This window comes from Solibacillus merdavium (assembly GCF_014836935.1).
Taxonomy (GTDB): domain Bacteria; phylum Bacillota; class Bacilli; order Bacillales_A; family Planococcaceae; genus Solibacillus; species Solibacillus ferritrahens.
This window is the reverse complement of record NZ_JACSPW010000018.1, coordinates 15,823-37,916: the sequence shown is the minus strand read 5'-3', so window position 1 is coordinate 37,916 and position 22,094 is coordinate 15,823. Positions and strand designations below refer to the sequence as shown.

Below are 22,094 nucleotides of genomic sequence, written 5' to 3'. Positions count from 1 at the left end.
CCTTAAATATCAAATGTAAGCTCTGGCGTTAACCGTTTTAAAAATTGTTTTGTCCGCTCATGTTTTGGCGTATTAAAAATGATCTGAGGTTCTGCTTCTTCCAACACAACGCCACCATCCATAAACACAATACGGCTTGATACTTCTCGGGCAAAATTCATTTCATGTGTGACAATAATCATCGTAATACCTGATTTTGCGATTTTCCGAATGACATCCAGCACTTCACCGACAAGCTCCGGATCTAAAGCAGAAGTCGGCTCATCAAATAAAATGACCTCGGGATTTAACGCCAATGCTCTCGCAATACCGACTCGCTGCTGTTGACCCCCTGATAACTCGCTTGGGTAAGCATCCGCTTTATGTTCAAGACCTACTTTTTTTAATAGCTCTAATGCAATTTCTTTTGCTTCCTTCACAGGTTTCTTTTGAACAACGAGCAAGCCTTCAGTTATATTTTGCAAAACCGTTTTATGCTGAAAGAGGTTATAGCTCTGGAAAACCATCGCTGTCTTTTTGCGTAATGCAATAATGTCCTTTTTAGCTGCAGTTTTCACATTGAGCGATAGATTATCAATTGTGATAGTTCCTTCATTTGCCTTTTCCAAAAAGTTGATGCAACGGAGTAACGTTGTTTTTCCTGAGCCACTTGGACCAAGAATTGAAATAATATCTCCCTTGTTTACTTCAAGGTCAATCCCTTTTAAAACGTCCATTTTGCCAAAGCTTTTATGAATATTTTCTAGCTTGATCATTTGGTGGCTCCTCCTTAAGTTATTTAATAAGCTGCTTCGAATAACGGTTTTCTTTAATTGGTAATCCTAAGTTCTCACGTAAAGTCGAAGCAGGGTAGTCTTCACGGTAATAACCCTTTTCTTGTAGAATTGGTACAACTTTTTCAACGAAATCTTCCAATGTATGTGGTGCAACCGTTGTAATAATAAAGCCGTCTGCAGCATCTGCATCAATCCAGCGAATGATCTCATCTGCAATATGCTCCGGTGTACCAATGAAATTCGAGCGCGGTGTAGCTTCACGAAGTGCGACTTCACGCAATGTTAGTTTTTCTTCTTTTGCATATTGCTTAATGCGATCCGTAAACGCCTGGAAACTGTTTCGTCCTAGGTCACCAAGTTCAGGGAACGGGGCATCAATATTATATTGACTGAAGTCATGATGATCGAAATAGCGACCTAAATAGGCAAGTGCTTTTTCATCCGATACAAGCTCGGCAACTTCCCAATAACGCTTTTCCGCCTCTTCGGCTGTATCTCCAACAATAGGGGAGATGCCCGGGAACAGCTTCAGCTCCGTATTACGCCCTACATTTAAAGAAGCATCTGCTAGTTTTTGTTTGAATTGCTGGCTTTCTTCAAGTGATTTAGGTGCTGAAAATACGGCATCTGCATCACGTGCTGCAAGCTCAATTCCTGCAGGAGATGAACCAGCCTGGAAAATAACAGGTTGACCTTGGATAGAACGCTGAATATTCAAAGGACCACGAACGTTGAAGTATTTCCCTTTGTAGTCAAGCACATGAAGCTTTTCTTTATCGAAAAACAAATCCTTTTCAATATCTGTAATAAAAGCATCGTCTTCCCAAGAATCCCAGAGTCCTTTTACAACATCCAAATATTCCTTCGCAATCTCATATCGCTCAGGATGTGATGGGTGATCCTCAATTTTTTTATTGAAATTTAGTGCCGTACTTTCAAGTGGAGTAGTTACGACATTCCATCCAGCACGCCCGTTACTAATCAAATCAAGTGATGCAAGCTGTCGAGCGACATTGAAAGGTTCACTGTAGGAAGTTGAAATTGTTCCAACTAAACCAACCTGATTTGTAACTGCAGCAAGCGCTGATAAGATAGTTACCGGTTCAAAACGATTTAAGAAATGTGGAATAGATTTTTCATTTATAAAAAGCCCATCTGCGATAAAGACAACATCAAACTTTCCTCGTTCTGCAATTTGAGCTTGTTGTGTATAAAATTGTAGGTCAACACTTTGCTTTGGATTTACTTCAGGATGTCGCCAGCTTGAAATATGGCCTCCTACACCATGTATCATTGCACCGAAATGTACCTGTTTCTTCACCATGACGCCATCTCCTTTAATTCCTATTGAATTACTTGTATTTGATGAATGAATCGTAACATTATTCAGATAATTATTACAAGGGGGTACTGATAGAAAAATTCTATCAGTAAATAGGAACATACTGGTGCATGGAGGGATTTTTAGGCCAATAAAAAACACCATTTAAAAAATGATGTTTAAAAGTTAAAGTTTCTGAATTTCTATTTGGCTTTTACGGTAAAGTGAAACAATTTCTCGGGCGTAAGGTAAAAAGTGCTTTCCTTCTTTTGATAAGGTTAAACTACGTCCAGAACGAATAAACAATTTCACATTTAGACTTTCTTCAAGTGATTTGATACGTGCCGAAATAGTAGGTTGTGAAAGAAACAATACATTCGCAGCTTTATGGACACTTTTGTACTCCACCACGTATATAAAAGACTCAATATGATCTATATTCAAATTTACCCGCCCCTTTTATAAAGTCTATAAGAATAGTGGGTTTATTGGCAAGGGTATAATTGAGTATTCTGAACTTTATGCCGAGTTCGGCTATGCTTTCTAATAAATGCTTCATAGTAAAAACCTCTGAAACTTTCTAATATCAGTGCTCGAACTTCTAAAATGTGCTTCGAACCTTCTAATATCAGCCAAAAAGTTCTAATATCGCTCAATTACTTAGAATAAATTGAACAGGTAAAATTTTCCTCACCATTAAAGTTTAACGAAACTTATTATCTTCTCAGCACGTAAATACTACCAATTGTTTCATAAAAAGGGGGTGGTATCTTGAAACGTAAATTTATTTCCGCATTACTAGGTGCGTTACTTCTATTTATTCTTTATATTCTAGCTCAACTTATATTTGGTCTTATTCAAACTTTTTTATACCGGCCTCAATTCGCGCCAGATGATTTCGTTTTACAATCTGAAGTTGCATTCGGTTTCATTATACAGGTGTCGCCTATCATGTTAATCGGAATCTATATGCTAGTAACACTTATATTATTTGCTCTATTGATGTTGAAAAAAGAAAGGCGTGAACAGAATTGATCGAAGTTACCGGGAAATTTACGAACGCAAAAATATATACTAATACACCACAAGAAACAGCGATCCAGCAAATTAATGAGCTCGTCAATCAATCGTTTATGGAAGGAACGAAAGTACGTATTATGCCTGATTATCATGCGGGTAAAGGTTGCGTAATCGGTACAACGATACAGCTGAAGAAACATGTCGTACCGAATTTGGTCGGGGTAGATGTTGGATGTGGTGTACTCGTTTCTGAAATTGGTTCAGGGGCAGTGGACTTTAACAAGCTCGATGCAACGATTAGACATTTCGTTCCAAGTGGCAATGAAATTCATGATGATACTCCAGAAAGTCACGAGCTTTTTGCAAACGAAAACTTTATTGCACGCGGCTTACAAAATGATTATACGAACCGATCTCTTGGCACATTAGGCGGGGGTAATCACTTTATTGAGCTGGCAAAAGATAATGAAGGTATCTATTATTTACTTATTCATACAGGTTCTCGCTATGTCGGGGCAAAAGTAGCAAACTGGCATCAAAAGCGCGCATTTGAATCGTTACAGCGCGAAGATTTAACAGAAAAAATTAAAGCTTTAAAAGAAGCGGGACAGTACAAAGAAATTCAAAAAATGATAGAAGCGTATAAGAAGGAAAACCCCTTCGTCCCAAAAGATTTAGCTTATCTGGAAGGGGATCAATTCGATGATTACATTGCCGACATGAAATTGGCACAGCGTTTTGCAAATGAAAACCGTATTCATATTGCGAAAACGATCGCTGAGCATATGAAGTGGGATTTTGCAGAGCAGTTTGATTCTGTACACAATTATATAGATACTGATGCAATGATTTTGCGTAAAGGAGCTGTGCGTGCTGCAAAGGATGAAAAGCTCGTCATCCCAATGAATATGCGAGATGGCTCGTTAATTTGTATCGGTAAAGGCAATGCTGATTGGAATGAATCTGCCCCACATGGAGCAGGTCGTATTTATTCAAGAACTGCAGCGATGAAAAATTTATCAATGGATGATTTCAAGGAAACGATGAAAGGCATTTGGACAACCTCTGTCAGTGAGGAAACATTGGATGAAGCACCAATGGCCTACAAGCCGATGCAGGAAATCGTGGAGCAAATCGGTGAAACGGTGACAATACAGAAGCGTGTAACACCTGTTTATAATTTCAAAGCGAGTGATAAATGGAAGAGATAATGGGCTGGGCATTAAGCCGTACTCTATTAAATAGATAACTTCAAAAAAAGACAATTTAGCCACTTGGTGCCGCTTATTATTCAGCGCTAAGCGGCTGATTCATTTTCGGAAGCATCCTGCTAAGCTCATTAGCATAAATTGCAGTGGGGTTGTTGAATTATTAGAATTGAGGGAAAATTCTTATGCTATAATCATCTAAAGTAATAATTGCCAAAAATAGGGGTAATAGCATATGGAAAGAAGCTCATTAAATTTTCGTTTTTTCAAGTATAATACCATTCTGGCTGTAATGATTTTAGTAATAAGTTTAGCTTCATCTTATTTTGTTATTGGGGAAATCGTAGAAAAGGAAATTGGTGAGCGTGCACTCGGTGCTGCACAAGTCGCTTCGGAGCACCCAGTAATTATAGAGGGACTGAAGCAACCTTCAACAACTGAGGAAATTCAAAAAATTGCTCTGCAAATTCAACAGAGTATTAATGCCGAATATGTGGTTGTTGGAGATGAGAATGAAGTTAGGTATGCTCATCCAGTAAAAGAACGAATCGGTGAAAAAATGGTCGGGGACGATAATGCCAAAGCGCTTAGTGATGGGGAAGCTTACATTTCAAATGCGGAGGGGACATTAGGTAAAGCGTTGCGCGGCAAGGCCCCCGTAAAGGATGAGAATGGGGAGATCATTGGTGTCGTTTCAGTCGGCTTTTTATTTTCCGATATCTTTTCGGCGAATATCGTTTATTCCAAGTATTTGATAATAATATTTGCCATTACGATTGTTTTATCAATTATTCTTTCTAAGTATTTCTCCAATAAAACAAAAGCACAATTATTGGATTACGAACCTCAGGAAATCGTTAAAATATTGTCCGAGCGAAATGCTATATTAGAATCGATTCGAGAAGGAATTATCATGGTTGATCGAGAGGGCACCGTTACATTGATTAATCACTCTGCGAAAGCAATTTTAAGGAGCGGGGAATCTGAAATAGGCAAGAATATTAGTGAAGTTATTCCGAATACCCACTTAATCAAAGTGATGGATTCCGGTCATGAACAATTAGATCGAATGATGACCATTAATGGCGTTAAAACATTAGTAAACCGTGTTCCGATTGTTAATAAGGGCGAAGTAACCGGTGCTGTGTCAAGTTTCAGGCCATTTGAGGAAATAGATTTAGTGGCAAATGAGCTGTCACAAGTAAAGCAATATATAGAATCGTTACGAGCTCAAACACATGAATACAATAACTTTTTATATACAATTTCAGGGTTGATTCAACTGAAGGAGTATGATGAAGCTCTCTACTTGATTCATTCTGAGAGGCTTGGGAATCACGCATTAATCTCATTTTTAAACGAAAAAATTCAAGATACGTTTATTTGTGGTCTAATCATTGGTTTTTATAATAGAGCAAAGGAATTGAAGGTTACGTTATTACTAGATGAAGATAGTTTTTGCGGGAAATTAGGACAGCATATTGAAAAGCATCTACTAATTTCGATTTTGGGGAATTTAGTAACGAATGCCTTTGAAGCAGTGGAGCATTTAGATGAAGAAGAACGTATTGTGCGAATTTATATTTACGAAGATGAAAAAGAGGTCGTTTGTGAAATTGAAGATTCAGGGAATGGTATCGATCAACAAGTAATCAACAGTATATTTGAAAAAAAGCAATCAACAAAAGACAAAGAACTTCGGGGTTATGGCTTGTATATTGTCAATGAAAACCTTAAAAAACTAAATGGTTCAATTGCAATTGAAAGTGGAGAATTGGGTGGGGCACTATTCATTTTTTCAATTCCAAAAGAGGGGTGAGTCCGTATGGGGAATACAATTGAAGTATTGATCGTTGAAGATGATATGCGGATTGCTCAAATACATGAAAAGTTTTTAGAGCAAATTGAAGGTTTTAAAACGATAGGAATGTCCCATACAATTGAAGAAGCAAAAATTTGGCTGGATACAATAAAACCAGATTTGATTTTGCTGGATATTTACTTTGCCGATAATTTGGGGACAGAACTAATTGATTATATTAGGAAGAAGGATATGGATACCGATATTATTTTAATCACGGCAGCAGCGGAGGTTGAAATTGTAAAGAAGGCATATGCGAGCGGTGTTATTGATTTTTTATTAAAACCTTTAACATTACAGCGTTTTAACGAATGCCTTCTCAAATACAAAGAGAAAAAAACAATATTGAACTCAACCGATCGCTTACAGGCTGAGGATATAAAAAAACTGTGGAATAACCTTACATACGCTGGTGAACTGGAAAAGGGAAGCAACCCTAAAGGCATTGATTCTGTTACAAAAGAAAAAGTGGTAACCTATATTCAAAATTGCGATGAAGGAATTACTGCTGAAAAGCTGGGCAATGAAATAGGGATAAGCAGAACAACGGCAAGGCGTTATTTGGAGCATCTAATGCATGAAAAAGTAATCTTTGTTGAACATATTTACGGTTACGTTGGCAGACCCGAGCGCAGATACTTTATAAAAAAATAAACGAACTGGAGTATGTCGTATTGTTGACATGCTCTTTTTTTATGTCGTGAACAATATGAACAATATGGACTCTATGAAAATAAAAGATAATAGTTACGTTATATATAAAAAAGACAAAATATCCTTTTTAATTAAGATAACGCTTACATAACGCGTGAAACAGAAGGGGGACTATTTTTATGACAATGAAAAAAAAGCTACTAACTTTATTTTCAGCAGCAGCGTTAACACTTACATTAGCAGCTTGTAATGATAGTGAGGAGACATCATCAGGCGACAAAGACTATCCAACAAGTAACTTAACAATCGTAGCACCATCAGGGGCTGGCGGGGGATGGGATTTAACATCTCGTTCGATTGCAAAAGTTATGAATGAAACAAAATTAATCGAAAAACCAATAACAGTAGAAAACAAACCAGGTGGTGGTGGTGCCGTATTCATGGCAACATACGCAACAAAAGAAGCTAAAAACGATTATATGTTAATGGTAAAATCACCACCAATTTTAATTAATAACTTAAAGGCAGAAGGGAACAGCCCTTACGGATATAAAGATACAACACCCTTAGCTCAGTTAACGAAGGATTTTGGTGCTATCGTTGTTCGTGCTGACTCTCCTTACGAATCGTTAACTGATTTATTAGACGCTGTTAAAGCAGATCCAACAGCGCTTACAATGGCTGGCGGTTCTGCTCCAGGTTCAATGGATCATTTAGTTACAATCTTACCTGCATTCGAGTACGGCATTGATCCAAAAGCAGTAAAATACGTTTCTTATGATGGCGGCGGAGAAGCGATGGCAGCATTATTAGGGAATAACGCGGATGCGATCGGAACAGATATTTCAACTGTAACGGCTTATGTAAAAAGCGGAGACGTTCGAGTTTTAGCAGTTACAGCACCAGAGAAATTAACTATTGAAGGCTTAGAAGAAATTCCAACATTATATGATTTAGGCATTGAATCAGAGTTTACTATTTGGCGTGGTATTTTTGGACCGAAAGATATGTCCGATACAGCTAAGGAATATTGGGTTGAAAAGTTAACAGAGTTAAATGAAAAAGAGGAGTGGAAGGCAGAATTAGATCGTAACGGCTGGGCACAAGACTTCCGTGCAGGTGATGATTTCACAAAATTCCTTGAAGAACAAGAAGGTACAATTACTGAAATTTTAACAGCTTTAGGTATGAAAAAATAATTTTACATGATGTGGGCATTTATTTGCCTACATTTCTTTTCCTTCCTTTAGCGGGAATCCAAACTCCGGTTTAATGAATATAAAGCCCTGGCGGATGTCACGGATTCGATAGAGGAGTACTTAAAAGTATCTTATAGTACGACAGCGACTGATTGGTCCACATCATATGGGCCTAAAATGGAATCTAGCCTCAATTACTCCGAGGTGTAGTTGATAGGAGGTGTACAACGAATGAATTTAAAATTTGACCGTGTTGCGAGTATTGTATTTTTAGTGCTAGGAATACTAATTATTATCGAATCCCAAAAAATTTCTGAAAGTGCGTACGGCTCTCAAATTGGCCCGAGTACATTTCCTTTTGTATTAGGGATTGTTTTAATTGGATTAAGTATTTTACTATTTTTCGAAACAATTCGTCATCAGGCGATGTACAAAATCGTTCAAGAGAAAGAAGGGGGCAAATCCTCTAACTTTAAGCGATTCCTAATTATTTTCATTTCAGCGGTTGCTTATGCATTTTTGCTCGAAAAACTAGGTTACTTAATTACAACCTTTGCATTTTTATTAATCTCTTTTCAAACCCTTGAACGAGGAAAATGGGTTAGCTCTATCATAGTGGCAGCAGCATTTTCGGCAATTATTTACTTCGGCTTCGTCAATGTGTTAGGCGGATCATTACCTAAATTCCCACTCTAAATAGAAAGGAGGAGCTGATTTGTCAACGATACAGTACTTATTAGATGGATTTGCGATTGCTTTTCAATGGCATAATATTTTATTCGCATTATTAGGTGTAATTATTGGGACAGCTGTAGGTGTGTTGCCGGGAATTGGCCCGATGAGTGGGGTCGCTCTATTAATTCCTGTTACGGCTACATTAACATCAGGGTTACCAATAGAGATGGCTGCAACTAGTTCAATCATCTTACTAGCGGGAGTATATTATGGTGCAATGTATGGTGGATCTACAACATCTATTTTATTAAATACGCCAGGTGAATCTTCTTCAGTTGTTACGACGTTAGACGGGTATCAAATGGCAAGGCAAGGAAGGGCTGGAGCAGCCTTATCCATTGCGGCAATCGGCTCGTTTATTGCAGGCATTATTGCATTAATCGGATTGGTTTTATTGGCTAGGCCATTATCTAAAGTAGCAATAAATTTTGGTCCTGCAGAATATTTTTCGCTTATGCTATTAGGATTGGCAGCGGTAAGCGGTTTAGCAGGTAAATCAATTACGAAGGCATTAATAATGACGGTTCTCGGTTTATTATTAGGAACGATTGGAATAGATGCCGTTTCTGGAATTGCACGATTTACATATGACCAGCCAGTTTTATTTAGTGGAATTGAGTTCTTAACAGTCGCTGTAGGTTTATTTGCATTAGGTGAAGTTTTTAAAACTATTTTTGAGAAGGATGGGGCCGATGAACCTATCGCAAAAATTGATCGTATTTTACCCACGAAAAAGGATTTAAAAGACAGTGCAGCACCAATCGCACGTGGCTCATTCCTTGGCTTCTTCTTAGGGGTACTACCAGGTGCGGGAGCGACACTTGCTTCATTCTTTGCGTATATTACAGAAAAGAAGATTAGCAAAAATCCAGAATCTTTCGGTAAAGGAAATATTGCCGGAGTTGCTTCTCCGGAATCTGCAAATAATGCAGCATCGGGTGGTGCGATGATTCCACTACTAACATTAGGTATCCCGGGATCAGGGACGACAGCTATTTTAATGGGTGCGTTCATCATGTACAACATTCAGCCGGGTCCATTATTGTTTGAGGAACACCCAGACGTAGCGTGGGGCCTAATTGCCAGTATGTTCCTTGGAAACTTAATGCTGCTTATATTAAACATGCCACTGGTTCGTGTTTTCGCAAAAATTATTCAAACACCGAAAAGATTTTTGTTACCTATCATTATTGCTATTTCAATCTTCGGTGTATACGCAGTTCAATATACGACATTTGATTTATTCTTATTATTAGGTTGCGGGATTGCAGGCTATTTCTTTGCAAAAAATGATTTTCCTGTTGCTCCTTTAGTTTTAGCGCTTGTATTAGGTCCAATGATTGAGAATAACATGCGTCGCGCTTTAACGATTTCAAATGGGGAATTCAGTATTTTCATAGCAAAACCACTCTCATTAATCTTTTTAGTTATTGCCGTTTTATGGATATTAATTCCGATTCTCATGAAGTTGCGCGGTAAAAATGTAATTATTAATGAAGAAGGATGAGCTATAGCTACTAGAGTATATTTCGTGTTTAAATAAAAAGTTGCCGTCCGAATTTGGGCGGCTATTTTATTTTAAATAACTCGTAATGAAGACCCTGCTCGCTTAGCTCCTGTTGTTGAGCGGATAAAATAGATTTTAATAATCCTACACTCGACATTATGAACACTTTTAGTCATGTATGAAAAATACATGTTTTAATCAGTTGTTGTTTCATTGAGTTTCCTTATTTTAAGGGCCAAAATGAAGGAATAGGGAGATGAACTGATGACAACTACAACGAAGGAATTACAAGAACGAATTGAATTTCTCACTTTATATAAACAAGAAACGAAGCAATCGGATGACTGGCTAAAGTTACGTATAGAGGAAGCTAAGCATCCGGCATTTATTTTAACGACCGAGGAACTTACTTATGGTGCGCGAGTTGCATGGCGCAACAGTAATAAGTGTATCGGCCGGCTTTTTTGGAATAGCTTAACCGTTTTTGATCAGCGTCAATTGCTAAATGAATACGAAATATACGAAGCACTTGTAAAGCATATTGAATTTGCCACAAACAACGGTAAGATTCGGCCAGCAATCACTTTATTTGACCCGAATCGTGTACGGATTTGGAATCATCAGCTCATTCGCTATGCAGGATATGAAACAGATGAAGGAGTAATTGGGGATTCCACGTCTATAAAGTTTACGAAAACTTGCGAAAGTCTCGGCTGGAAAGGTGCAAAAACAAATTATGATGTATTACCGCTTGTAGTTCAAGTAGATGACCGCGAGCCAATATTCTTTGATTTACCAAAAGAAATAGTGCTTGAGGTGCCTATTACACATCCAGACTATGATTTTTCTAGGCTAAACATGCAATGGTATGCAGTCCCAATCATTTCGAGCATGCGTTTTAATATTGCAGGAGAAGACTACCAAGCTGCGCCATTCAATGGATGGTATATGGGTACAGAAATTGGAGCACGTAATTTGGCTGATACGGACCGTTATAATTTCTTGCCGAAAATCGCCGAGGCAATGGATTTGGATACAGCACTAAATGTCTCTCTTTGGAAAGACCGGGCACTCGTAGAATTAAATATCGCGGTACTCCATTCTTATAAAACTGCTGGAGTGAGTATAGTTGATCATCATACGGCAGCACAGCAGTTTCAACTTTTTAGCCAGCAAGAAAAAACAAGCGGCCGTGATGTAACAGGAAACTGGGTATGGCTCATCCCACCATTATCACCGGCGACAACGGACATTTATCACGAGCCGATTGCGAATACGATCAAAAAGCCAAATTACTTTTATCAATTGCAGCCATATTAATGGGACGGCACTACAAAAAAGGGTTATGTTCAAAATCAAATTGACTCTGAACACAACCCTTCTATCTTTTATTTAAGATGATTTGAATTAATTCATCACGATCGATTAAATAAACGTCATTAATGTCTGCAAGTTTTTCGGCCTGCCGGGTAAAATGACTGTTTGTTACAACCCATGCTTCTGTTGCCTCATACATTTTCACCGCACCGATAATCTCCTGTACAGCCTTTACACCGACCGTGCTGGAATACCGTTTTGCCTGCACGGCAATGATGTCTTTCCCATCCTTCAAAATGAGGTCCGCACCATAATCGCCACTCGTTGCAGTATAGCTCACTTTAAAACCGCGGCGTTTAAACAATTCTCCTAAAAACTTTTCGAAATCTTCACCGCTCATTTGGTCGACTTCTCGAATACCGGATTTCCGTAACTTTCTTATTTTTCGTGTTTTCAGCCAAATTATAAAACCGATATAGAGTACGAAATAAGTGATAATTCCAATACCCATACCTTCTAAAGTTTTCGTTGCATTAAAACCAACTGCAGCAGCTAAGGTAATGAAAAATAACGGAATAATCGGCAGCCTTTTTTTATTTCGTCTTCTTTTTTTACGCAATAGTTCAGTACTCCTTTTATTTACTCACCTTATTATAGCATAAAAGGGTACATACGTTTGGCTAGATTGTTTGATTCTTTGCGCTTATAAATGAAGCAAAAAATAACAAAACTGAAATCAAAATAAATAACAGAAGAGGCATGGACCAACTATTCGTCAAATCATGTACATAACCGAATAGAACAGGCCCGACAGCTGCGACTAAATAGCCAATTGATTGCGCAAAGCCGGAGAGCTCGGCTGCATCGTAAGCAGTTTCTGTACGTAGTGAAAACAGCATCAATACTAAACCAAATGAAGCTCCGCCTGCAAAACCTAAAAAGATCATCCATAAAATCGCAAGGCTTGTCCATTCCATCAACACACCAGTAAAGCCAATTAAGTAGCAAATCGTAAAGAAAATGACGATTGGACGCTGTGAAATGAGCTTCCCTGCAATAATTGGAATAACAAACGTCATCGGAATTTGTGCAAATTGCATAACAGAAACCATCCAACCGGCCGCGGTAGCATCCAAACCTTGGCTAACAAAAATTTCTGGCAGCCATGCAGAAGAGCAGTAAAATAAAAAAGATTGAAAGCCCATTGCTCCTGCAACTGCCCAAGCGAGCGGTGATTTCCACATCTGCGTTTTCATTGTCTGTGATGTCGACATATGCAAGTCCACTTTTGGTGTTCGCAAAATCGGTATCCATATAACTAATGTCAGAACACCTAAAACAATCGAAAAGCCTAAAGCCATTTGCCAGCCTGCATTTGTGGCAATCGGAAAACTAAAGCCAGCTGCAAGTCCGGAAGAAATATTCATCGATACGGAATACACCCCTGTTAACAAGCCGATATGCAGCGGGAATTTCCATTTGAAATAACTCGGAATAAGAACATTTCCAAAAGCGATGGCAATCCCTATAAGAATTGTTCCTCCAATCAGAAGTGTTGTTTCACCTACTGAACGTAGTAATATTCCGATACAAAGTAAAATTACTGAATAAAATAAAGTCCATTCCATACCCCATTTACGTGCTATGCGTGGTGCAAAAGGAGAAACAATAGCAAACGCGACTAACGGAATAGTTGTTAAAAATCCTGCAAGAACGTTTGAGATGCCGAGGCCATCCCGAATAAAAGAAATGATTGGACCTACTACAGTAATTGGTGTACGTAAAGTAGTAGCGAATAGGAATACAGCAACCATAAAAAAGAGAAGTGGTTTATTCGATAGTATTTTTTTGCTGTTTTGGTTTATTTTTTGTTCATTCATGAATGAGGCTCCTTTTCCTGCAACAACGCCGTTGAATAGTGAGAATAATCTTAAAAAACTGAAAAATATCAACGCGTTGCCATCAAAAAAATATTATGTTAGACTAATAATCATTATTTCAATTAAATATATTACCTCATGTAAATGTATGGGGTAGAGGTCGCAATCATTAAAATTAGTATAGCGGAGATTGAGAAGAATCTGTGAAGCTTTATGAAAGGAATGATTGCCGAAGTGTTATTTTTCTTCTTAAATATAACGCTGGGGCTGTCTCCGATAAGGAACAGAACTGTCACATGTGTAAGCATGTGTTGAGCTATCTTTCAAGTTTGATGAGGTGTAATTATAACCATCACAAAAACTTGTGGTGGTTTTTCTTTTTACACTTCACCGAACAAAACAAAAAGGGAGTTTTATAATCATGAGTGAAATTAAAATAGATCAGCTCGGCAATAAAAACGAGCTGAAAAGAGGATTAAAAAGCCGCCATGTTACGATGATTTCGTTAGGTGGAACGATTGGTACAGGACTATTTTTAGCATCAGGTGGTGCCATTGCACAGGCAGGTCCTGGTGGGGCATTGCTCGCATATGCATTAATCGGGGTTATGGTATATTTCCTAATGACGTCATTAGGTGAAATGGCTGCTTATATGCCGACATCAGGTTCGTTTAGTACGTATGCAACGAAATTTGTAGACCCGGCATTAGGATTTGCGCTTGGTTGGAACTATTGGTACAACTGGGCAATTACGATTGCGGCGGAAATTGCTGCCGTTTCATTAATTATGAAATATTGGTTCCCGGACAGCTCGTCGATTGTATGGACGCTTTTATTTATAGCGGTCGTATTAACGTTTAACTTGTTATCTGTAAAAGCTTTTGGTGAAGCAGAATATTGGTTCGCGATGATTAAAGTTGCAACGGTTATTGTATTTATCATTGTCAGCTTTTTAATGATTTTCGGAATTTTAGGTGGGAATGACCCGGTGGGCTTCACGAACTTTTTTGCAGGAGATGCACCATTTAACGGGGGCTTCCTGGCACTATTCGGTATTTTCTTGGCAGCTGGTTTCTCATTCCAAGGTACGGAAATGCTTGGTGTAACAGCAGGTGAAACAGACGACCCAGGAAAAAACATTCCAAAGGCGGTAAAATCAGTGTTTTGGCGTATTTTACTGTTTTACATTTTCGCTATTGGCGCAATTGGATTACTTATTCCATATACAGATTCACGCCTTTTATCAGAAGATATTGCGACAAGTCCATTTACATTAGTATTTGAAAACTTAGGTGTCGCATTTGCAGCATCTGTTATGAATGCGATTATTTTAACAGCAATGCTTTCTGCAGGGAACTCAGGTCTTTATGCAGCAAGTCGTATGCTTTATCAATTAGCAGTAGATGGCAAAGCACCAAAACTGTTTATGAAAGTAACGACGCGCGGCATTCCGATGTATGCCTTACTTGCTACATTAGCAGTAGGTTCACTAGCATTTTTAGCTTCATTCTTTGGCGATGGTGTCGTATATATTTGGTTATTGAACGCTTCAGGTATGTCCGGCTTTATTGCATGGCTCGGTATTGCGATTAGTCATTATCGCTTCCGTCGCGCATATGTCGCACAAGGAAAGTCATTAAGTGATTTACCATATGTATCAAAATTCTTCCCATTCGGCCCGCTGTTTGCCTTTGCATTATGTATGATTGTTGTACTTGGTCAAAACTATATGGCCTTTATGGGCGGGACAATTGACTGGTATGGCGTTGTTGTTTCATACATCGGCTTACCGTTATTTGCTTCATTATGGATTTTCTATAAGGTAAAACATAAAACAAAAATCGTTCCTTTAATGGACTGTGATTTATCAAATAAATAAGATTAAAACGTAATGTTAGCATCAGCTTTCATTGCGTTTTTTTTGTGGAGTGAATGGAGCTTGTGCTGTTTAATTTAATTAGTTTTGAAAGTGGACATTAAGGAGAACGAAGTGACGAATATGTAAGGGAGAGTGTCTATTAAGTGAAACAGAGTGTCTAAAATGTTCATGTAGGTGGCGAATATATGTATTTAAGTGTCTATTATCGCAAATGTAGCGGTGAAAATAATTTTGCTCTCGATTATGAAATGCCCTTTAGCCTAACTTTTATACTTTAAAAGGAAGGAATGGTATTATAGAAGAAATGAAAAATCTCTATAGTTATAAGGAAGTGTTAGGAATGCCTATTTCAACAGGTTTATATAAGAAAATGCATCAATGGTTAATGGGCGAAGATGGAAAAATTGTAGCGTTTCGTCCGTTTTTAACAAATGGAAATCCCTACAAATCACGAATTTTCCTAATCAGCACAAACGCAGTACCCTTTTTTAAAGTAGAAGATAGAAGTGAACAGATTTTTGCAGAGTCATTAGTAAATAGAGAGCTTTTAAAAGAGCTTTATTTGAGTGAAATAAAGGGAGCCCCTCGTGAATTTAAAGGTTCTTTACAATTTGAGGCATGGCTAAAAAAGCATTATAACGAATCGCTTATTTATACTTCTTTAAATACGTATCAAATAGAATTGACAGATCATGCAAAAAATGCAAAAAAAGAAGATGCCGCTAATTTTGAACGCGGGCAAACAATTTTCAAAGAAGTAATGGAAGAGTTTCAGCCGGAAATCATTATTTTACAAGGGTCAGCTACCTTCAATCAATTTAAAACTCTATATGCAGAGAATATTGTTATTTTCAATGAAGATGAGATGAAAGTGCAAGTTCTGGAGGAAATGGGTGCAATTGCTGAGGTGAGTTATGGTAATGGAAAGAAGACCCTCGTTTTTGTAACACGTAGTATGAGCTATTTTGGCTCTGAGGGGAAAAATTTCGAACGATTCAAAGAAAATTTAGCCAAGAATTTATTGGTAAAAGCCTAAAGCCGAACATTCACTTCGGTATTATCACTTTTTTGTTCAAATTTCCGAAAAATAAGAATAGTTTTACTTTTGTGAGATTATTGCAATATAAGATTTACATGATTATAATTGGGACATTCAATATTAAACTTAATAACTTTACTCATATAATCGCAAGGATAAGGCTTGCAAGTTTCTACCGATTTACCGTAAATGAATCGACTATGAGTGAAGCATGTTAACGAATGACCCGTCCAATATTTATTTGTGCACCTCATTTGTTATTACTTTTGAACTGTATTCGGAAGTCTTGCTCCACTCATTGTAGGGAGCAGGTCTGCCGATTTTTTTTATCCAAAAATAGAGGGGGAATTGTATATGAAACTTTTAAAAGAAAAAATTGAACAAGAGGGCGAAGTTCTTTCAGACGTGGTACTAAAAGTAGATTCATTTCTAAACCACCAAATCGACCCGTTTTTAATGAAGGAAATTGGCGATGAATTTGCAAAGCGTTATTCTGACCAAATAATAACGAAAGTACTGACAATTGAATCATCAGGAATTGCTCCAGCAACATTTTTGGGTTTAACGCTTGGTGCACCAGTTGTATTTGCACGTAAACGCAAATCACTTACGTTAACGGATAATTTGTATACATCAAAAGTTCATTCTTTTACAAAAAACGAGACAAACGAAATCTCGGTATCGCAGAAGTTCATAACAGCTGATGATAATGTTGTTATTATTGATGACTTCTTAGCTAATGGTGAAGCGCTAAAAGGTTTAATTGATATTGTAAATCAAGCAGGCGCTACAATTATTGGTGCGGGAATTGTAATAGAAAAAGGCTTCCAACAGGGTGGCAAAGCATTACGTGAACAAGGATTACGCATTGAATCTTTGGCAAATATTAAGTCGCTGGCAAATGGCAAAGTAGAATTCTACGATTAAGCATTAAAACAATACAGTTCAAATCATGTAATTAACATATTAAGAGTGCATCTATAATTGGAGGAAAACTTTTTATGAATAACACAAAAGCAACGATGCTTGGTATTCAGCATCTGCTGGCAATGTATGCAGGAGCGATTTTAGTACCGTTAATTATCGGTGGGGCATTAGGGTTCAGTTCGGCACAAATGACATATTTAGTAGCAATCGATATTTTCATGTGCGGTGTGGCAACACTTCTGCAAGTTTGGAAGGGTAAAGTTATCGGAATCGGTTTACCGGTTGTACTCGGTTGTACATTTACAGCAGTAAGTCCGATTATTGCAATCGGTTCTGGCGGCAGTTTAGGCGATGTTTATGGAGCGATTATCGCATCGGGTATTATTATCGTATTAATCGGTGGTCTTTTCGGTAAATTAATTCCGTTTTTCCCTCCTGTTGTAACAGGTTCTGTCGTAACAATTATCGGGATTAGCCTAATACCGGTAGCAATCAATAATATGGCTGGTGGTCAAGGCGCAGCTGACTTTGCATCAGGTTCAAACGTAGCCTTAGCATTTATTACGTTACTAATCATTTTAGTGATTTATAGATTCACAGTTGGCTTCGTTCGTGCCATTGCGATTTTACTAGGAATGGTGACAGGAACAATTATCGGTATTTTTATGGGCAAAGTCGATTTCGCACCAGTAGCCGATGCTTCTTGGTTACACATTATGCAGCCATTTTACTTAGCAACACCGACATTTAACGCTTCTGCCATTTTAACAATGACATTAGTAGCAATGGTATCATTAGTAGAATCAACAGGTGTTTATTATGCTTTAAGTGATATTACTAAAAAAGATTTAACTTCAAAAGATTTATCTAAAGGGTACCGTGCAGAAGGATTAGCATCGATTATCGGTGGTATTTTCAACGCCTTCCCGTACACAACATTCTCGCAAAACGTAGGATTAATTCAAATGTCAGGCGTACGCGACCGCAAAGTAATCTTCATTACAGGCGGTATGCTAGTTGCACTTGGATTCCTGCCAAAACTTGCGGCATTAACAACAATCATCCCAACACCTGTACTTGGTGCATCAATGCTTGCAATGTTCGGTATGGTGATCACACAAGGTGTTAAAATGCTAGCACCAGAAATCCAAAAATCAATGGAAAACGCAATGGTCGCAGCACTTGGTGTTGGTTTAGGGATTGGTGTTGCAACTGTACCAGGTATCTTCGAAAACCTTCCATCATGGATGTCGATTTTGACTTCTAATGGGATTGTTGCGGGGTCTGTAACGGCGATTTTCTTAAATGTGTTGTTTAATATGATTGGGCCGAAGCGAAGAGATCCAATGCATGTGATGGAATAGAGTAAAGAGATTATTCTAAAATAAAGCACCTATTACAATATTAAATTGGATAGGTGCTTTTTTGAATTTTATTGTAAGTAGAAGTCTTATTTGCGTTCTACTATTTCATGTGCACTAAGAGATTGAATATATTCTTCTTCTTCGTTACGTAGAAGCTCTGTATAAGTTGAAGGTTTATGACCTGGTGCAAGAAAGAAATCTATTAGTTAATTTCTCTCTACAAATTTAGGAGGATCGACTTTATAAATTAACTCTTCCTCTCTGTTTAATTCAATATAAGTGTTAATTACATCTTCGTTATAATGAATTTGTAATCGTGAATGGTAATCATAGCATTTCTTTTGGTTGCTTTTAGTAGGGAAATTACAACGAGAATCACCGACTAACTGATTTGAACTTCTAGTGGTAATATCATCCTGTATTGTCTCTTTGAAAACGTACAAACCATTATAGTTGTTGTAACTAGTAGCATCACTACGAGAAGGGGCGGTCTCTTGCGTATTACCTCTAGTAGCATGTAATGTTATTCTACTTCCATATACCCCGCCATGAATCTTCATATTAGAACCTGAACCATAAATTTCAAGCTCCTTTCCAGAGTAGAAAAAGCCATATATTTCGCTAGGTTTATCGTGTAGGCTCGATGTAGAGTTATTAGATAACTTTACTTTTCCTCTAGAAAAAATAACTAACGTTCCATTTGCAGTTTCATTCTTTTCATTTTTGTAAGGAAGACTGTTAATAGTTGAATATTGAATGTCCACAGGTTCATAATAAACCCAACCGTTTCTAGTATATCCGTCGGGATTATTCACATAAATTAAAGCGTTTGTTTTTAAATTTGATTCATGGATCTTTAATCTGCCATTTACAAAAATACTTCCAGAGAGTTCAACATTCCCATCGATTATCAAATCTCCTTCTACGTATAATGTATTTTTTATTTTTACTTTTGTTGTACTCTTATTTTGACTAGTTATTTTTAAACTTGCGGAAGTCGCTAACTGATCAAATTCATAATCTCCATTTAGCTCAAAGGTGCTATTCTTATCTTCGGGATCGTATTTATTACAGGAGGATTTGTTACAAGTGCTATAATAGTGAACTAAAAAACTTCTATTTTTATAGACACCGTTTGGTATACTGTATTCATTTTTATTTGTTAGAATATCATTAGCTGAATTTCTAGTGAAGATGTAAGTATTTTTTTTAGCAGACACATCTACTGTATTAATATTAGAATCAGTAGTCACAACTGTTGGTACTTTATCAAAAATAGTCGTATCAAAAAGTTTTGAAATATCGCTTTCCATTGTTAAATAAGAGGTATTCAAATTATGAATACCTGTGTATAGAGAACTAGCATTACTTGAGTCTTTTACATGGTAAAAATTACTATTCCTACTAACTACTATTCTTGGATTACTCCGTGAACTAGTGGACTTGATGCTGGGTTTTAAGCTGTCAACCCAATAATGGCTTCCTTTAATAATATGTGCTTTGTTATACGTAGTTAAATTACCTTTATATCTTAAATCGCCTGTGATTTGCACAGCTCCATTTAAATGAATGTTCCCATTGGAAGTTAATGTATATTTGAGTTGTTCAGGTATGTGATCTGCTCCTATTTCAAGAAAAGTAATTAATTGTTTGTTTTTACCATCTACTTCGCCGAAGCTGATTATTTCTAACTTTTTCTTTAAGTCATTTAATCCATTTGCATCATTCACTTCATGAACGGATTTGATACAAGCTAACGATGTATCATTTTGACTGTTACTTGTTGTAATTTTTAGCCCCTTAATTAGGATACCTTTTGAGTCAAAAGTACATTTATATCTTAAATTATTTTGATTAAATTTTTCTAACTCGCCTATAAAGTCATCTCTGGATTTTCCCTCTTTTGTGAATTCCGCTAAATGTGTATTAATTTCATTAAGTATAAAATCTAACCCTTTTTCTGCTAGATTTAGTGCCTGTGTATCGTCTTCACGAGTACTGTTTTTGGCGGTGCCGCTCATTGTTAGAGTCATTAAAGATAGTCCAAGAACTGTGAATAAAATAAGTATGCCTAATGTTAACAATAACGCATAACCATTTGAGTTTCGAATTGTTTTCCTGATTACATTAATCATCCTCTTCATCTTCTCTCTCTAGATCATTTATAGAACGTACTTCCGATCTGAATGTTTTTTTGACATTTTTGTTTTTATTTTTAAGTGTCAATGTAATATGGTAAGATCGGTCGCTATTTGTTCCTTCAATAATCTTAATATTTGTTTCATCCCATATAACTTCAAGTGTACTATTATTAAGTGTTATTTTTTTGCCTTTGATTACAATATTATTATCCTTAAAACCTGTCTCTGATGATGTTCCCACTATAGGAGGAATTTTAGGTTTAATATAATAATTATGATTAGAGGTATTTTCAGTAAATATAATTTCTGAATCTTTAGAAATATATATTTCTTTAATTAAATTAGCCATTACTAAATCTGCCTCATCTCGAAGGATTGTATCTGAATTAATCTTTGCATAAGTTTTTATGGAGCTTAAAAGAATTGTAGTTGCAAATATCGCTATAAGACTAAAAATAACAATCGCCGCCAGAAGTTCTACTAAAGATAATCCTTTTTGATTATTCATATCTAATGTACCCCTCTACAGTGCTTTTTGAATTCCTATACTTTACCGTTATTACGATATTAATAAGCTTTCTGTTTTTTTCCTCGGAAGTTTGTGTTGCTTTGATGTTTAAGCGGTAATTATCACCGTCAGAGTATAGTTTCTTCTCGATGTCAGATATTGTTTCAAAATTATATAGCTTTGTTGAATCTATAGAGGGGAGGTATTCTGCGAAGGGCATTAGTTTAAGGCGTTCAAGCTCTGCTTCTGCCATATTAATCGCAACAAGTTTTTCATTATTATAAGCAGCTGTTTTATTCGATTGAATAAACAGTTGTGAAAAACTAAGAAGCACAATTGTGATAATTACTATAGAACTAACTACTTCTATTAAGGTGAAACCTTCCTCCTTTTTTAAGACCTTCATTTTAAAGTCCCCCCTTGTTTTAGAAACACATCTAAAGAAAAATGTAGAAAAATAGCGAAAAAGAACTTATTTTATCGGATTTTGTTAGGTAAAATGAATTAAAGATAAAAAAGTTTTTCTGGTTTTATAAAATATATAGTCAAAAAGTAATCGTTTGTGTATTATGATAGATAATAACATAAAGTTTAATTATGGTAAAACTTAAATATTTTTGGATATATTTAAGTACTATTGCTCATTTTAAGTGAAATAGGTTGGGGAATTAGTAACTTGAGCTTAGTATTGCCTTAATTTGAGGAAATAAAGATAGTATAGTTGATAGTTTACTGATAATTGGAATTAATAGATTTTG

The 22,094-nt window shown here is 36.8% G+C and carries 20 protein-coding genes and 2 riboswitches; of the genes, 12 read left to right on the top strand and 8 right to left on the bottom strand.

Translation table 11 applies throughout. The annotated features are described in order from the left end of the window. Window positions 1-2 precede the first annotated feature (2 nt). From H9632_RS15955 to H9632_RS15945, 3 genes are all read right to left on the bottom strand, one after another. Entirely contained in the window at window positions 3-755 is a 753-nt protein-coding gene (locus H9632_RS15955) for an amino acid ABC transporter ATP-binding protein (protein WP_191705067.1), read from the bottom strand. Between the two features lie 19 nt (window positions 756-774). Further along, window positions 775-2,100 carry an LLM class flavin-dependent oxidoreductase gene (locus tag H9632_RS15950; protein ID WP_191705066.1) on the bottom strand — a complete coding sequence of 442 codons (1,326 nt, stop codon included), beginning with the start codon at window positions 2,098-2,100 and terminating at the stop codon, window positions 775-777. Between the two features lie 183 nt (window positions 2,101-2,283). Continuing rightward, window positions 2,284-2,541, bottom strand: coding sequence for a LysR family transcriptional regulator (locus H9632_RS15945; protein ID WP_191705065.1), 258 nt, complete (start codon window positions 2,539-2,541; stop codon window positions 2,284-2,286). Between the two features lie 327 nt (window positions 2,542-2,868). Between H9632_RS15945 and H9632_RS15940 the strand changes: the two genes are divergently transcribed. The 8 genes from H9632_RS15940 (at window position 2,869) to H9632_RS15905 (ending at window position 11,601) form a co-directional block, all read left to right on the top strand. Further along, window positions 2,869-3,132 carry a hypothetical protein gene (locus tag H9632_RS15940; RefSeq protein ID WP_191705064.1) on the top strand — a complete coding sequence of 88 codons (264 nt, stop codon included), beginning with the start codon at window positions 2,869-2,871 and terminating at the stop codon, window positions 3,130-3,132. Further along, complete coding sequence (locus tag H9632_RS15935) at window positions 3,129-4,328, top strand: RtcB family protein (RefSeq protein ID WP_191705063.1); 1,200 nt, start codon at window positions 3,129-3,131, stop codon at window positions 4,326-4,328. The genes H9632_RS15940 and H9632_RS15935 overlap by 4 nt, the downstream gene beginning before the upstream one ends. Window positions 4,329-4,560: 232 nt before the next feature. Next, window positions 4,561-6,144 carry an ATP-binding protein gene (locus tag H9632_RS15930; RefSeq protein WP_191705062.1) on the top strand — a complete coding sequence of 528 codons (1,584 nt, stop codon included), beginning with the start codon at window positions 4,561-4,563 and terminating at the stop codon, window positions 6,142-6,144. 6 nt (window positions 6,145-6,150) lie between these two features. After that, window positions 6,151-6,840 carry a response regulator gene (locus H9632_RS15925; protein WP_191705061.1) on the top strand — a complete coding sequence of 230 codons (690 nt, stop codon included), beginning with the start codon at window positions 6,151-6,153 and terminating at the stop codon, window positions 6,838-6,840. 179 nt (window positions 6,841-7,019) lie between these two features. After that, on the top strand, window positions 7,020-8,039 hold the full coding sequence (locus H9632_RS15920; RefSeq protein ID WP_191705060.1) for a tripartite tricarboxylate transporter substrate binding protein: 1,020 nt from the start codon (window positions 7,020-7,022) through the stop codon (window positions 8,037-8,039). A gap of 231 nt (window positions 8,040-8,270) precedes the next feature. Next, the gene (locus H9632_RS15915; protein ID WP_191705059.1) at window positions 8,271-8,735 is read left to right on the top strand and encodes a tripartite tricarboxylate transporter TctB family protein; all 465 of its coding nucleotides are present in this window, start codon (window positions 8,271-8,273) and stop codon (window positions 8,733-8,735) included. 19 nt (window positions 8,736-8,754) lie between these two features. Next, window positions 8,755-10,281 carry a tripartite tricarboxylate transporter permease gene (locus H9632_RS15910; RefSeq protein ID WP_191705058.1) on the top strand — a complete coding sequence of 509 codons (1,527 nt, stop codon included), beginning with the start codon at window positions 8,755-8,757 and terminating at the stop codon, window positions 10,279-10,281. A 264-nt stretch (window positions 10,282-10,545) separates the two neighbouring features. After that, on the top strand, window positions 10,546-11,601 hold the full coding sequence (locus H9632_RS15905; RefSeq protein WP_191705057.1) for a nitric oxide synthase oxygenase: 1,056 nt from the start codon (window positions 10,546-10,548) through the stop codon (window positions 11,599-11,601). A gap of 61 nt (window positions 11,602-11,662) precedes the next feature. Here the strand turns inward: H9632_RS15905 and H9632_RS15900 are convergent, their stop codons facing one another. Further along, window positions 11,663-12,217: a restriction endonuclease gene (locus H9632_RS15900; protein WP_191705056.1), complete on the bottom strand. Its 555-nt coding sequence runs from the start codon at window positions 12,215-12,217 to the stop codon at window positions 11,663-11,665. Between the two features lie 61 nt (window positions 12,218-12,278). Next, a complete protein-coding gene (locus tag H9632_RS15895) occupies window positions 12,279-13,478 on the bottom strand; it encodes a CynX/NimT family MFS transporter (protein WP_191705055.1) in 1,200 nt (399 codons plus the stop codon). 146 nt (window positions 13,479-13,624) lie between these two features. Continuing rightward, window positions 13,625-13,805: riboswitch (Lysine riboswitch) on the top strand. Window positions 13,806-13,899: 94 nt separating this feature from the next. Between H9632_RS15895 and H9632_RS15890 the strand changes: the two genes are divergently transcribed. From H9632_RS15890 to H9632_RS15875, 4 genes are all read left to right on the top strand, one after another. After that, window positions 13,900-15,357 carry an amino acid permease gene (locus H9632_RS15890; protein ID WP_191705054.1) on the top strand — a complete coding sequence of 486 codons (1,458 nt, stop codon included), beginning with the start codon at window positions 13,900-13,902 and terminating at the stop codon, window positions 15,355-15,357. Window positions 15,358-15,697: 340 nt separating this feature from the next. After that, complete coding sequence (locus tag H9632_RS15885) at window positions 15,698-16,393, top strand: RNA 2'-phosphotransferase (RefSeq protein ID WP_191705053.1); 696 nt, start codon at window positions 15,698-15,700, stop codon at window positions 16,391-16,393. 122 nt (window positions 16,394-16,515) lie between these two features. Beyond that, window positions 16,516-16,617: riboswitch (purine riboswitch) on the top strand. A 133-nt stretch (window positions 16,618-16,750) separates the two neighbouring features. After that, a complete protein-coding gene (locus H9632_RS15880; protein WP_191705052.1) occupies window positions 16,751-17,323 on the top strand; it encodes a xanthine phosphoribosyltransferase in 573 nt (190 codons plus the stop codon). Between the two features lie 74 nt (window positions 17,324-17,397). Then, entirely contained in the window at window positions 17,398-18,687 is a 1,290-nt protein-coding gene (locus H9632_RS15875; protein WP_191705051.1) for a nucleobase:cation symporter-2 family protein, read from the top strand. A 206-nt stretch (window positions 18,688-18,893) separates the two neighbouring features. On the opposite strand, the gene H9632_RS15870 is transcribed toward H9632_RS15875, so the two are convergent. The 3 genes from H9632_RS15870 to H9632_RS15860 are packed head-to-tail and all read right to left on the bottom strand — an operon-like array spanning window position 18,894 to window position 21,742. Next, entirely contained in the window at window positions 18,894-20,822 is a 1,929-nt protein-coding gene (locus H9632_RS15870) for a hypothetical protein (protein WP_191705050.1), read from the bottom strand. Further along, a complete protein-coding gene (locus H9632_RS15865; protein ID WP_191705049.1) occupies window positions 20,815-21,336 on the bottom strand; it encodes a PilW family protein in 522 nt (173 codons plus the stop codon). Before H9632_RS15865 ends, H9632_RS15870 begins: the two co-directional genes overlap by 8 nt. After that, window positions 21,329-21,742, bottom strand: coding sequence for a type IV pilus modification PilV family protein (locus tag H9632_RS15860; protein ID WP_191705048.1), 414 nt, complete (start codon window positions 21,740-21,742; stop codon window positions 21,329-21,331). The genes H9632_RS15865 and H9632_RS15860 overlap by 8 nt, the downstream gene beginning before the upstream one ends. Between the last annotated feature and the right edge of the window lie 352 nt (window positions 21,743-22,094).